Genomic DNA, 12,641 nt, shown 5'->3' on the forward strand with positions numbered 1-12,641 from the left:
CTGGAGAGGGGCCGAAATGCTCTAGTCCGTACACCCGCGCTGCGAAATCATTGGTGGGCGGAGGTGTCAGTTCGATGGTCAAGCATTGGCTCGTGATGGAGACCGCGGACCCGGATGCGCGGTCTCCTTTCCGCGCCCGGGTGGCCGGCGCGGGTCGGCATCTGCCGGCAACCCGGCTGACAACCGAGGATCTGATGGCGACGACCCGCCACACGACGCACATCGATCTCGAACGACTGACCGGGATCCACGAACGTCGGGTCTCGGTCGGAGACGAGGACTCCTACACACTCGCGACCGCTGCAGCGCACGACGCACTGCAGCATGCCGAGCGGCCCGCAGCGTCGATCGACGTCGTGATCAGCTGCAGTATCACCAAATTCCGGGACGGACTGACCCAGTGGCTCGAACCGACCATGAGCGGCGCGGTTGCGCGTGCCGTCGGCGCCGATGCGGCGATGACCTTCGACCTTGCGAACGCTTGCGCCGGAATGCTGACCGGGGTCACCGTGGCCAACAACTGGATTCGGCAGGGCCTGATCGACCGGGCCCTGGTCGTCAGCGGTGAGTACATCTCCCAACTCGGCCAGAACGCGGCCAACCACATCCACAACATCATGAGCAAGGAGTTGGCATCGCTGACCCTGGGCGACGCGGGTGCCGCACTGGTCCTGGAGCGAGCACCTGTCGGGTCTGCCGGAATCCGGCTCGCCGGGTTCACAACGGTTGCCGACTACAGCCGGCTGTGCGTCGCGTACCCGAAGGGTGACGATCCCGGCGCACGCATGTTCACCAACTCCCGAGGGATTCAGAAGGCCGCGATCGCGGACACCCCGCTGTTGCTGCACGAGGTCCTCGACACCCTCGGCCTGTCCATTCACGACATCGACCACGTGATCACCCACCAGACGTCTGCCCGGGCGATCCGCAAGGGGATGGCCGAGGTCACGGCATCGTTCGGTGACTCACCCCGGCACGATGCCGTCATCACCGTCGACAAATACGGGAACACCGCCTCCACGACCCACACCGTCGCCCTGGTCGAAGAACTCGAGGCGGGCCGGATCCGGCCGGGGGAGACGGTCGCATTGATCGCCCTCGCGTCCGGGTTGGAGATCGGGATCGTCCTGGTGGAGATCGACGAGGAGTTGGTGACAAGTTATGGGCACCGTCATTGATCGACTGGAGATCGTCCACGGTGGGTGGCGATCACGGCACAGCGCGCTCCATCTTGCCGTCGCCGCGGCGAAGTCCTGCCTGGAGCACGCCGGTCGCAGTGCGAACGACCTCGACCTGATCATCAACACGGGCTTGTATCGGGATCGGAATCTCGGTGAGCCCGCACTGGCGGCGATGATCCAGGAAGACATCGGCGCACATCCGGAGGACCCGCACAGCGATTCCCACGGCACGTTCTCGTTCGACCTCGCGAACGGCACCTGCGGAGTGCTGACGGGCCTTCAGATCGTCGACGGCTTCCTGCGCTCGCATGCGATCCGATGTGCTCTCGTCGTCGCCAGCGACGCCGACCCCGGTCACGGCATGAGCGAACATTTTCCGTTCTCCGCCACCGGGGGAGCGGTGTTGTGCAGCTGGACCCACGGAGGCCACGGGCTCGGCCCGGTGCACTGGGTGAACGAACCCGACGACGGCGAGTCGCTCCGGGCGACGGTCGGTCAGGGTCACAACCGGAACATCCTCCACATCAACCAGTCCGACTCGCTGGACGAGCGCTACGCGTCCGCATCCGCTGCGGCCGTCACCTCGTGCCTCGCGCGTGCCGTACGCGGTCTCGAAGAAGTCGACGCAATCGTGGCCGCACCGGCCCGCCCGGGCTACCGAACAGCACTCGCGGCCCGACTCGGAATTCCCGAGACCCGGATCGGCGTCGCCGACGACGTCCGCATGCACACCGCCGCGCTGGTCGGTGCTCTCGACCACGGCCGCCACCACAGGGCGGCCGGCACACGCACGCTGATCGTCGCGGCGGGGGCTGGTGTGACAGCAGGAGCCGCCCTCTACGAGGAGCCACCGGTCAACGCAACGTAGCCGCAGTCGACCTGACAACCGACGCTCGAACCCTGATGGATGACCCGAGGCACGCGATGGAACGCTTGACGATCCCGACCCGACGGACAGTCGAATCGGCTGTCGCACTCGCATGCAGGGCGCCGTCGCTGCACAGCAGTCAACTACCCCAGGTACTGATCAGAGTTGGTACGAGCTCCCGACCAGAACCTGCATCGACCACTCCACGACGACCACTGTCGGAAGTGCTCTTCCTGGATCAGCCGAATCCGCACCACCACCGCCCGAAGCCGAGGTGAGACAGCGATGGCATCCGACAACCTCAGCTTCCTCGACGCGGGCTTTCTCGAAACGGAGGATTCTGATCGACACGCCAGCCTCAACATCGGGGCGCTAGCGATCATCGATGGCCCGGCTCCCGACCAGAACGAGTTCCGCGAGGCCGTCGCCGTCCGTCTGTTGAATCTTCCGCACGCGAAGCAGAAACTGCACACCGCCCCCTTGGATGTGGGCGCACCCTCCTGGGCGGATGATCTGAGCTTCGACCTCGACCGGCATTTGCGGCGCGTCGCGCTCCCCGAGCCCGGAGGGGACGAGGAACTGTTCGGCTTCGTGGGGCGGGTGATGGCACACCGACTGGACCGCGACCATCCGCTGTGGGAATGCTGGGTTGTCGAGGGCCTCGTCCGCGGCAGGTGGGCGATCCTCGCCAAGCTGCACCACTGCCTGGCAGACGGGATCACCGGGGCGAAGCTGTTCGACGCCATGTGTGACGAGCCGGACCCACGGATGACACCGGAGTCCGAGCAGACGCCGCTGCGGGCGCGGGCTCCGGGACTCGTGGAGTCCGCCGAGGCCCTGATGTCTCCGCGTCGTCAGCTTCGGCTGCTGTCCACCGTGGTGAGCGCCCCCCAGCGAATGGCAGCGGCGGCCGTCGGCACAGTCGGCGGACTCGCTCGGCTGCTGGCGGAGATGGTGACGACCTCGTCCACCACCTCCCTGAGCGGTCCGATCGGCCGGCAGCGGCGGTACTGCGGGGCCCGAGCCACGATGGCGGATATCCGCGAGATCTGCGAGGTCTACGGCGTCACCGTCAACGACGTCGCCCTCTCGGCAATCGCGAGCGGACTACGCACTGTCCTCCTGCAACGAGGCGAGCGGCCCGACGCCCATGCGGCACGAACCCTCGTACCGGTGTCGGTGCGCTCCGGACGCGATCGCGACTCGACACACAACCAGGTCTCCCTGATGCTGCCGTTCCTTCCAGTCGACATCGAAGATGACATCGAACGACTCGCCGCGGTGCATGAACGGCTTGCCGCACACAAGAACCAGGGCGAGGCGGAGGGAGGCAAGGCGTTCACGTCCTTGGCGCAGTACGGCCCGTTCATGCCGATGGCGTGGGCTGTTCGACTGGCTCTTCGCTATCCGCAGCGCAGTGTCGTCGCCGTCGCCACGAACATTCCCGGACCACGCGAGGTCCGGCACGTCCTGGGGCGAAGGATCTTCGAGATCTTCCCCTACGTGCCCATCGCTGTGCGCCTGCGTATCGGCATAGCGATACTCAGCTACCACGACCACTTCACCTTCGGGCTCACCGGCGACTACGACACCACTGCCGACCTCGGCGACCTGGCCAGGACGATCGAGCACGCGGTGAAGTCCCTTCTCACCGCGTCCGGCTCGTCGGAACCGAAGGCGCAGTAACCTTTCTCACCCGGTGACGCTCATGGTCGGGCGGGTCGATGCGAGAGTGTCCGGATGCTGCCGAGACGCGTCGGCATGCCTACGGAGTCGACACCGATAAGCCTCATCGATGCCCCAGACCGCGACGGGCATCGGGAGCATCATCAACAGCATCCATGGGGCGACACCGGCGGTCCCGAACACCGTCTGCAGCGGGGGCATGTACACGAGCGCGGCAGCAAACATGATCTCGAAAGCGATGCCGCCGACCAGGAGCCGGTTGGTCGTGAGCCCGACCGAACGAAGCGAAGCCAGCGATGTTCGGGCTGCCATCGCTGTTCCGATCTGGCACGCAACGATGCTGAGAAATGACACCGTCGTCGCCTGAAGATACGTCTCGTGCAGGGGAGTGCCTGTACTGACGTCGTCGCCTGGGTGCCAACCACCCTGCACGAGCACGATCAGAAACGCACCGAGAGCCAACAATGCCGACATCCCGCCCATCAATGCCCATGCTCGCCACAACAGTTGCCTGGTGATCACCCCTTCTCGTGTCGGTCGGGGCGGTTGCGCCATGAGGCCTGGTTCTGCCGGTTCGCGTCCCAGCGCCAGTGCGGGCAGTGTCTCGGTACCCAGGTCGATGGCCAGGATCTGCAGCACCGTGAGGGGGAGCGGGATCATCCCCCCGGACAGGGCGAAGACCAGAAACGGGACAACTTCCGGCACGGAATGCGCGAAGATGTACAAGACGAACTTCCGCACGTTCGCGAACACTCGACGTCCCTCACGAATGCCGATGGCGATCGTCGCGAAGTTGTCGTCGGTCAGTACGACAGTCGCAGCCTGACGGGCAACGTCCGTACCGCTGCACCCCATGGCTATGCCGATGTCCGCGCGGCGCAGTGCCGGGGCATCGTTCACGCCGTCTCCGGTCATGGCAACGACATGGTGGGTGTCCCTCAGCGCATCTGCGATTCGAAGCTTGGCCTCCGGAGAGGCGCGGGAGAAGACGACCTCCGTGTCTTCTCCCAACAGGGCGTCGAGCTGAGATTCTGACATCGTGTCGAGTTCGTGTCCGTCTATCGATCGGCTGACGTCGATCCCGACCTGCTTGGCGATCTCCGTTGCCGTTCGGCCGTTGTCTCCGGTGACGACGTGGATTCGGATGCCCGCACTGTGGCAGTCGGTGACCGCCGCACGAACTTCCGGCCGCGGAGGGTCGAGCAAACCCAACAGTCCTAGGAGGCATAGGCCGGATTCGGCGTCATCCCGTTCGCCCACGGGCTCGGTCACCCCACGTGTGGCCACGGCGAGCACTCGTAACGCCTGACCGGTCATGGCGGTGACAGCGTTCTCCCAGTGCCGGAGCAGCTCATCGTCCAGCGGCACCGAGTTGACGCGTGCGTCGATAACGGTGCTACAGAGGGGGAGTACCTCCTCTGGTGCGCCCTTGACGGTGAGCACGAGTGAGCCTGCGTGCACGTCGACGGTGGACATCCGCTTGAGATGCGTCTCGAACCGGAACACCTTGCGTCGTCCGGCCTCCCGCTCGCTCGGGTCCACGGGCTGGCCGTGCTCAGCGGCGTAGGACAGCAGTGCCAACTCGGTGGGGTCACCGGTCGAGCCGAGATCGGCTGTGGTGCAACGGGCCGCGGCTGCGACCAGTACGGACGGCGCATCGGAGGCAACATCCGTGACACGCATTCGATTGGCGGTCAGGGTTCCGGTCTTGTCGGTACATATGACGGTGGTGCAGCCCAGCGTCTCGACCGACGACAGTCGCTTGACCACCGCGCCCTTACCCGCGAGAGTCCTGCTGCCTGCGGCAAGTGCCAGTGTGATGGTCGGGAGCATTCCTTCGGGTACATTCGCGACCAGCAATCCGATCGTGAAGACGAAGGCGGCCGCCGGCGACAGCCCGGCGAGTAGCCCGAGTGGTAGGAACAATGCGCCCACACCGACCGCCACCGCGGCGATGAGCCACGCGACCCGGCGAACCTGAAGTTCCAGCGGGCTCGGCTCGGATCGAACGCCCCGTGTCAGTGCAGCGATTCTGCCGAGCTCGGTGTGGCTGCCGGTGGCCGTGACGATCCCGGTGGCGGTCCCACTGATGCAGGTGGTTCCGCTGAACACGAGGATCGGCGAATCCAGGGGTCGACGTGCGATGTCGCGAGCCGTGGAGTCGCGTTCGACGGGGTTGGATTCCCCGGTCAGGACCGCCATGTCGACCTCCACCGCGCCCGAGATCAGCTGTGCGTCTGCCGACACCTGGTCACCCTCCTCGACCACAAGGAGGTCCCCTGGAACCAGTTCGCGTGCGAGCACGTGGTTGCGGCGGCCGTCTCGGACGACCCAGGCCTGCTGGGGCACATAATCGCTCAGCGCCGCCACGGCGTGTTCGGCGTGCTGTTCCTGCACATAGGCCAGGATGGCGTTGAGCACGATGACCGCAACAATCGCAAGTCCGAGCTGGACAACACCGGACACGGCAGCCAGCACCGCCGCCAACCACAGGAGAAGGGCGAGCGGGTGGGTGAACTGACGGATCATCGCGGACACGCGGTGCCGCCCCCGCTTGTCGGCGATCTCGTTCGGCCCGCGAACCTGCAGGCGCCGTTCCGCCTCTCGGGTGGAGAGTCCTTCCGGGCCGGTGCCGAGGTTTCGCATCAGCTGTCGGGAATGTTCCGGGAAGTCCGTCACGGATGTCCGCCCCCATTCCCGGTCCATCTGGATTCGTCGCCGGGAGGACTGAAACGAGCGATCTCCGCGGCGACCATCGCGGTCACGACGGGCACGGCCGCGGCCAGCTCCGGAGACAACCCGACGCCGATGTCGGTGTCGCCCGCTTCGACCGCGTAGATCACCAGGCGGAGGGGCTCTCGGCCGAGGGCGGCGGCCAACGCAAGCGCCTCGGTGATGCCCAGGCCGTGTGAGCTGGTGTGCTCGGCGCAGCTCGGGATCGGATGGTCGACGAAGCGATGGATCTCCCCGGGCGATGCCGGCGTGCAGGCCACCGCATCGACGATGACCGCCAGGTCGGCGCCTACCCAGGTGTCGAGGAGTGCGGACGCCTCACCCTCGACGATCTCCACCCGAACTCCCGACGGGTGCATGCGTTGAATCGCGCGTGCGACGACGGGTCCGACGCCATCGTCGCGGCGGTATTCGTTCCCGACGCCTACCACGACGACGGTCATCTGCGGTCCACCGTCAGTTCCAGGAAGTGCGCGGCGCACGAGATGCACGGATCGTAGTTCCGAATGGTGCGCTCACACAGCCCGGTCAGCTCGGTGTCCGTCATCGCCAGGTTGACCGCGAGGGTGTTGCGGAGGTCGTCCTCGATGGCGGCCTGGTTCTGGGAGGTGGGCGGAACGATGGTCGCGCTGAGGATCCGGCCGTCGGAATCGAGCTCGTAGCGGTGGTACAGCACCCCTCGTGGTGCCTCGCTGACGCCACATCCGATCGCAGCTCTCGGGGAGATGTCGACATGCGGATGTTCCGGGCGTTCGTACTCGCGGATCAGACGGAGCGCCTCGTCCACCGCGAACACCGTTTCGACCGCCCGCACCACGATGCTGCGAAACGGGTTCCGGCACCGCGCTCCCAGCCCCGCATCGGCGGCCGCCTGCCGGGCGGTCTCCGACAGGCTCGCGGAACTGAGGCTGTATCGAGCCAACGGTCCGGTGAGGTAGGCACGCCCGTCGAGGCGGGCGTGCAGAGCGGTCGAGTGCTGCACCTGATGCTCTGCGACGTGATCGCTGAACTCGGATGCGGAGAAGGTGGTACCGGATGTGGTCGCCAGCGTTCCGTCCTCGATCGGGTAGCGGTCCGGCTGTGCGAGCGCGAGGAGGTCGCAGTCGATCTCAGTGTCCGGGAACTCGAAGGCCGCGACCCACCGCACCGTGGCAAGAGCGTCGTCGAGTGTCCGTCGCAACTGTTCGGCGAGGGGTTTGAGCTCGCCGGCCGTCGGTGCTCGATAGAAGCCGCCGAGCCGCACGTTGACGGGGTGGATTGCGCGACCCCCGAGCTGTTCGAGTATCGCGTTGCCCGCCTTCTTCAGCGCGAGGCCGCGTTCGATGTCCGGGCGCGCGATCCTGGACAGCTCGACGGAGTCGGCCACGCCGAGGAAATCGGGGGCGTGCAGAAAGTAGATGTGCAGTGCGTGGCTGGCGATCCACTCCCCGCAGTAGAGCAGGCGGCGAAGGTCGAGAAGCGGCTGCTCGAGGTGCACGCCGCAGGCCTGCTCGATCGCATTGCACGCACTGACCTGATAGGCAACCGGACAGATGCCGCAGATTCGGGACGTGATGTCCGGCGGTTCACGGAAGTCGCGACCCCGGAGGAACGATTCGAAGAACCTCGGCGGTTCGTAGATGTTCAGCTCTGCGGCCTCGACCCGCCCGTCCCGGACGGTGAACGCGAGCCTGCCCTCGCCCTCGACGCGCGCGAGCGCGCCGAGGGTCAACCGCGTGGTGTCATCGTCCATGGTGCCTGATCCCGTCGAATTCGGGTGACGCCACATTGAAGGTCGCGAACACCCGCCCGATGCCCTCGTCGGTCATCCCACAGGTGCGGAGCCATCCGGTGAGGGAGGCGAGATTCGGATTGGTTGTCGGCCCGAAGCAGCCGTAGCAGCCCCTCGACTGTGCGGGACACAGTGCCCCGCAGCCGGAGTGCGTCACGGGCCCGAGGCACGGTGTGCCGTCGGCGACCATGACGCACGTCAGGCCGCGCCGCTTGCACTCCGCGCAGACGCTGGTGTCGGGGATGTTCGGCTTGCGGCCCGCCAGGTACGAGGAGATCACCTCGAGAAGTTGACGTCGGTCGATCGGGCATCCTCGCAGTTCGAAGTCCACCGGGACGTGTGCGGCGATCGGTGTCGACGTCGCGAGGCTGTCGACGTACTGGGGGCTCGCGTACACCACGGACATGAACTCGTCCACGTCGGCAAAATTTCGAAGGGCCTGGATCCCTCCCGCCGTAGCGCAGGCACCAATCGTCACCAGATATCTGGACTCGTCGCGAATCCGGTGAATGCGTTCGACATCGGCTGCGGTGCTGATCGAGCCCTCGACGAGGGACAGGTCATAGGGGCCGCCCTCTATCGCGCTCGACAATTCCAGGAAGTGTGAGATGCGGACGGCGTCGGCCAAGACGAGTAGCTCGTCCTCGCAGTCGAGCAATGTCAATTGGCACCCGTCACAGGACGCGAACTTCCATACCGCAAGTGTGGGCTTGTCCATCACAGCTCCCGAACGCCGAGGAGAGGGCCGGCCACGGCGTAGTCGACCACGGGACCATCACGACAAAGCAGCAGCTCGCCGAGTTGGCAGTGGCCGCACAGCCCGTTGCCGCACTGCATGTTCCGTTCCAAGGAGACACGGATACTCTCTGGCGCAATGCCTTTGCCGATCATGGTGCGAGCCGACAGGCGCATCATCGGCTCCGGACCGCACAGCAGCACGGTCGTCCGCGTGGGTTCGAGATCCAGACGGTCCAGTATCTGCGTGACGAAGCCGACGTGGCCGTGCCAGCCCGGTTCCGGCAGGTCGACTGCCAACTCGACATCCACCTGGCCCCGGCCCGACCAGGACACGAGGTCCTCGCGGTAGAGGAGATCGGAGGGACGGCGTGCACCCACCGCGAGCACGACCCGACGAAACCGATAACCAGTCCCCACCGCCGCCAGGACGGCGGAACGGACAGCCGCGAGCCCGACACCCCCCGCGGCAATTATCAGATCATCCTTCGCAGATTCGAGATCCCAGCCCCGCCCGAAAGGCCCGCGCACACCCACGACCTCCCCGACCCGCGCCTCGCGCAACGCGTGACTGACGGCGCCGACGGCGCGAACGGTGTGGACGACGGTGCCGTCGCCTCGTGCGGGGTCCCCACAGATCGAGAGGGGGATCTCGCCCACGCCGCGTGCGTAGAGCATCATGAACTGACCCGGCCGGAATGGGGGAAGGCGCCCCCCGACGGCGTCAAGGGTCAGTGTGGACGTGTCCAGGGTCTCGTCGTGCCGGTTGATGACCCGATAGGCGGACGGCACGACTGGATCGCGGCGGGCCGCCGCGTCCGGATGGTTCAGCTCGTCACTGAACATGTTCCTGCACATAGACGTTGAGCAATCGAGCACGTGTCGCCTGCAATCGGTGGAGCAGGGACCGCGAGAGCGTCAAATAGACCCCACGTCCGATCGCGGGCTCGTCCTGCGCGAGCGACTCCAGCGTGGCGACATCGAGCTCCACCGCCGTCGTAGCGGCTACGGCGGAGGCACTCCACTCCCACAGCCGAGGTGCACGCAGCCACGACACTCCCAGCACGTCACCGTGGGAGAGCGTTTCGACGGTCACCTCGCCGCGGCCGGGAACCGTCGCGGTGAGGATGACCCGGCCCGAGCGAATGAACCAACACTTGCCGGCCGGATCACCTTCCCTGAATATCTCCTCGCCCGCCGCGAACTGCACTCCACGCGAAATGCCAGCGAGCCGGTGAAGTTGACGGTCGGTCAGTCCCTCGAAGTTCACGGGGAAAGCCGTGCCACCGAAGTCGTTCATCGGCGCTCACCGAGATCCGGTTCGAGGTCCAAGGCGCCGGTCAGGCGCGCTGCCTCCGCGGTGATGTCGATCCCCACCGGGCACCAGTCGATGCATCGACCGCACCCGACACAACCGGAAGAACCGAACTGGTCGTACCAGGTGCCCAGTTTGTGGGAGATCCACTGCCGGTATCGGCTCTCACCGCTGACGCGCACGGTGCCGCCATGCAGCTGCGAGTAATCCAGGTCGAAACACGACGACCAGTGCTGCCAGCGTTCCGCATTGTCTCCGGCCAGGTCGGAAACGTCCTCTGTCGTCGTGCAGAAACATGTGGGGCAGACCATCGTGCAGTTTCCACAGGTCAGGCAACGGGAGGCAACGTCCTCCCAGACATCGGCGTCCCGTGCTTCGCGGAGCATGGCGCGGAGGTCGACATTGGGCATCTCGCGGCCCATGTGATTTGCCGCATCCGATACGGCGAGCTCGGCCTCGACGATTTCCGCATCCGTGGCCCGTCTGCGATTCACGAGTGTGAGTACACGCGCGCCCTCGGTGGTACCGACCTCAGCGACAAAGCGATGACCGTCCTCGTCGATTTGCTCGGTAAGGCAGAGGTCGAACCCGGTCCCGACAGCGGGGCCGGTGTTCATCGACGCGCAAAAGCACACTCCGCCCGGTTCAGTGCAGTTCGCCGCGACAATGAAGAGACTCTCGAACGGACGAGTCGTCGAGGGCCCGCCGGCAGACAGAACCCGCTTCAGCACGCGGATCGCTGCCAGGTCGCACCCGCGGACGCCGAGAAATGCGTACTTCGTCTCCGGAGTCGGCGGCAAGCGGTAGGTGCCGTCCTGACCCTCACTCCAGAGCTGTCGCCGAGGTGGGTGAAGGTACTGCTTCCACGACTGTGGCCCGGCCGAATGGCCGAACACGGCGGAATCGGATCGTTTCCTGAGCTGGTACCGGCCAGGGGCGGTTTCCACACCCCACCCCGCCGGTAGTTGGTCGCCTGATTCGAGTGTGTCGAGGACGATTGCGCTGTCCCGGACGGTGGGGCCGATGACCTGGTAGCCCTCCTGCAACAGCACCGCGATGAGTTGGTCGAGCCCGGCGCGGTCGAGGACCGCCTGATCGCCAGGCCTGTCGGTCAGATCTCCGTCATCCGTCATGAGCCCTCCTGCGCGGAGTTACGCAGTTTCATTGAAGCTCCGGGCGCGGACCCACGACCAGAGTCGTTCGGCACTTTCTCAAGCCGTGGGTCGCGGTCGGATGTCGCGTCGAAGCAATAGACTTCGTAGCCGCAGAGGATCTGCCGCATACTCCATTCGCGCCCTGTCGCTCGAGCACGAGACCGATGTACCGCGATGACCGAGGCCCGGCAAGCGGGCCGCCGTCGTTGACTATGACTACGCCTGGCAAAGCCAAGCACGAGTGCTTCCGCACGGTGCCATTATTCGCCCGCGCCTGCTGCCATGTCGAGGTGACCGGACGCGGCGAGCGCGGCCACACGGTCCGATTGGCCCCTCCAAGGACGCTGTGGGCAGCCCTGATGCCGGCCGGTGGGTTCTCTGCTGGATCAACCCATCTGTGGTCGGCGGCAACGGCAACAACCAGGCGATCGGGACAGTCAAGTGCGGCGATGCGGTGACTTTGTCCTCTGCCCACCACGCCGCCCCGGTGTGAGACTGCGAGATGTATGGCGAGGAGGTGACCGGGCAATGTCCGGGTATCCAGGCATCGCGACCAGGTTATGGCGCAGCTCACCGTGGACTAGCAACCCTCTCCTTCGCACTGGCGACCGGATTCGGGTGGGAGTCGAGATCATTGCAGTCATGGTGACGCTGGTCCTGATCCCGGTCTCGGCGGCGGTCGGGACCGCAAGATTCGACACCTTCAGCGGAGAATCGAGGGAGCGCGCATCCACTGGACATCCGGTGACGGCTGTCTTGGAGGCCGCGGCATCTGCCGAGTCCGGACCGAACCGACCTCGGAGGTATGTGACGTGGTACCTCGACGGCGAGTTCAGGCGAGCGACCGTCGAGGTCACGTCCAACGCGGCAGTCGGGGATCAGGTCGAGCTGTGGGTGGACGACCAGGGTGTTCCGATGGAGGAGCCACGTTCAGGGCCGGCGAACGCCTTTCTCGCGATCGAATGCGCGGTGTACCTCTGGGGACTGTGCGCGGCGATCACCGCGGTCCTGGTGGTTACGCTCCGGCGCGTATTGATGTGGCACAGACTCCGCGACATTCAGCGGGAATGGCAGTGGATCGACAACACACCGGGCTGGACCGTAGCGTGATGATCACACGCCGGGAGACGCGACACCACCGGTTACCCGGCATTGCTCGCGGACCTGCAGGTCCGCCCGAGAGGCGGTGCGCACGTGG

The 12,641-nt window shown here is 66.0% G+C and carries 11 protein-coding genes; 4 read left to right on the forward strand and 7 right to left on the reverse strand.

Features of this window, described 5'->3' with window-relative positions:
• Nucleotides 1-74: 74 nt before the first annotated feature.
• The 3 genes from BR31_RS0113395 (at nucleotide 75) to BR31_RS0113405 (ending at nucleotide 3,735) form a co-directional block, all read left to right on the forward strand.
• Nucleotides 75-1,178: a 3-oxoacyl-ACP synthase III family protein gene (locus BR31_RS0113395; protein ID WP_027501417.1), complete on the forward strand. Its 1,104-nt coding sequence runs from the start codon at nucleotides 75-77 to the stop codon at nucleotides 1,176-1,178.
• Nucleotides 1,162-2,049: a beta-ketoacyl-[acyl-carrier-protein] synthase family protein gene (locus BR31_RS0113400; RefSeq protein ID WP_027501418.1), complete on the forward strand. Its 888-nt coding sequence runs from the start codon at nucleotides 1,162-1,164 to the stop codon at nucleotides 2,047-2,049. The genes BR31_RS0113395 and BR31_RS0113400 overlap by 17 nt, the downstream gene beginning before the upstream one ends.
• A gap of 285 nt (nucleotides 2,050-2,334) precedes the next feature.
• Nucleotides 2,335-3,735, forward strand: a complete 1,401-nt coding sequence (locus tag BR31_RS0113405; RefSeq protein ID WP_027501419.1) for a wax ester/triacylglycerol synthase family O-acyltransferase — start codon at nucleotides 2,335-2,337, stop codon at nucleotides 3,733-3,735.
• 6 nt (nucleotides 3,736-3,741) lie between these two features.
• Here the strand turns inward: BR31_RS0113405 and BR31_RS0113410 are convergent, their stop codons facing one another.
• From BR31_RS0113410 to BR31_RS0113440, 7 genes are read right to left on the reverse strand one after another with little or no spacing between them, the layout of a single operon-like run.
• Nucleotides 3,742-6,441: a cation-translocating P-type ATPase gene (locus BR31_RS0113410; RefSeq protein ID WP_037176594.1), complete on the reverse strand. Its 2,700-nt coding sequence runs from the start codon at nucleotides 6,439-6,441 to the stop codon at nucleotides 3,742-3,744.
• Nucleotides 6,411-6,911 (reverse strand): hydrogenase maturation protease, encoded by a 501-nt coding sequence (locus tag BR31_RS28545; RefSeq protein WP_081830458.1) that lies wholly within the window; start codon nucleotides 6,909-6,911, stop codon nucleotides 6,411-6,413. Before BR31_RS28545 ends, BR31_RS0113410 begins: the two co-directional genes overlap by 31 nt.
• Nucleotides 6,908-8,200: a Ni/Fe hydrogenase subunit alpha gene (locus BR31_RS0113420; RefSeq protein WP_027501421.1), complete on the reverse strand. Its 1,293-nt coding sequence runs from the start codon at nucleotides 8,198-8,200 to the stop codon at nucleotides 6,908-6,910. Before BR31_RS0113420 ends, BR31_RS28545 begins: the two co-directional genes overlap by 4 nt.
• The gene (locus BR31_RS0113425) at nucleotides 8,190-8,957 is read right to left on the reverse strand and encodes an NADH-quinone oxidoreductase subunit B family protein (protein WP_027501422.1); all 768 of its coding nucleotides are present in this window, start codon (nucleotides 8,955-8,957) and stop codon (nucleotides 8,190-8,192) included. Before BR31_RS0113425 ends, BR31_RS0113420 begins: the two co-directional genes overlap by 11 nt.
• Nucleotides 8,957-9,820, reverse strand: a complete 864-nt coding sequence (locus tag BR31_RS0113430) for an FAD/NAD(P)-binding protein (RefSeq protein ID WP_037176596.1) — start codon at nucleotides 9,818-9,820, stop codon at nucleotides 8,957-8,959. Before BR31_RS0113430 ends, BR31_RS0113425 begins: the two co-directional genes overlap by 1 nt.
• Nucleotides 9,810-10,274 carry a cyclic nucleotide-binding domain-containing protein gene (locus tag BR31_RS0113435; RefSeq protein WP_027501424.1) on the reverse strand — a complete coding sequence of 155 codons (465 nt, stop codon included), beginning with the start codon at nucleotides 10,272-10,274 and terminating at the stop codon, nucleotides 9,810-9,812. The genes BR31_RS0113430 and BR31_RS0113435 overlap by 11 nt, the downstream gene beginning before the upstream one ends.
• The gene (locus BR31_RS0113440; RefSeq protein ID WP_051637383.1) at nucleotides 10,271-11,422 is read right to left on the reverse strand and encodes a 4Fe-4S dicluster domain-containing protein; all 1,152 of its coding nucleotides are present in this window, start codon (nucleotides 11,420-11,422) and stop codon (nucleotides 10,271-10,273) included. The genes BR31_RS0113435 and BR31_RS0113440 overlap by 4 nt, the downstream gene beginning before the upstream one ends.
• 549 nt (nucleotides 11,423-11,971) lie before the next feature.
• Between BR31_RS0113440 and BR31_RS0113445 the strand changes: the two genes are divergently transcribed.
• Entirely contained in the window at nucleotides 11,972-12,553 is a 582-nt protein-coding gene (locus BR31_RS0113445) for an Rv1733c family protein (protein WP_442970212.1), read from the forward strand.
• Nucleotides 12,554-12,641 lie beyond the last annotated feature (88 nt).

Source organism: Rhodococcus sp. UNC363MFTsu5.1 (genome assembly GCF_000686785.1).
GTDB classification, from domain to species: Bacteria; Actinomycetota; Actinomycetes; order Mycobacteriales; family Mycobacteriaceae; genus Rhodococcus_G; species Rhodococcus_G maanshanensis.

Coding starts and splice junctions, on each gene's coding strand:
- BR31_RS0113420 (WP_027501421.1), bottom strand. CDS start 8,200: ATGGACGATGACACCACGCGGTTGACCCTCGGCGCGCTCGCGCGCGTC.
- BR31_RS28545 (WP_081830458.1), bottom strand. CDS start 6,911: ATGACCGTCGTCGTGGTAGGCGTCGGGAACGAATACCGCCGCGACGAT.
- BR31_RS0113445 (WP_442970212.1), top strand. CDS start 11,972: ATGTCCGGGTATCCAGGCATCGCGACCAGGTTATGGCGCAGCTCACCG.
- BR31_RS0113425 (WP_027501422.1), bottom strand. CDS start 8,957: ATGGACAAGCCCACACTTGCGGTATGGAAGTTCGCGTCCTGTGACGGG.
- BR31_RS0113435 (WP_027501424.1), bottom strand. CDS start 10,274: ATGAACGACTTCGGTGGCACGGCTTTCCCCGTGAACTTCGAGGGACTG.
- BR31_RS0113440 (WP_051637383.1), bottom strand. CDS start 11,422: ATGACGGATGACGGAGATCTGACCGACAGGCCTGGCGATCAGGCGGTC.
- BR31_RS0113405 (WP_027501419.1), top strand. CDS start 2,335: ATGGCATCCGACAACCTCAGCTTCCTCGACGCGGGCTTTCTCGAAACG.
- BR31_RS0113410 (WP_037176594.1), bottom strand. CDS start 6,441: ATGGACCGGGAATGGGGGCGGACATCCGTGACGGACTTCCCGGAACAT.
- BR31_RS0113400 (WP_027501418.1), top strand. CDS start 1,162: ATGGGCACCGTCATTGATCGACTGGAGATCGTCCACGGTGGGTGGCGA.
- BR31_RS0113430 (WP_037176596.1), bottom strand. CDS start 9,820: ATGTTCAGTGACGAGCTGAACCATCCGGACGCGGCGGCCCGCCGCGAT.
- BR31_RS0113395 (WP_027501417.1), top strand. CDS start 75: ATGGTCAAGCATTGGCTCGTGATGGAGACCGCGGACCCGGATGCGCGG.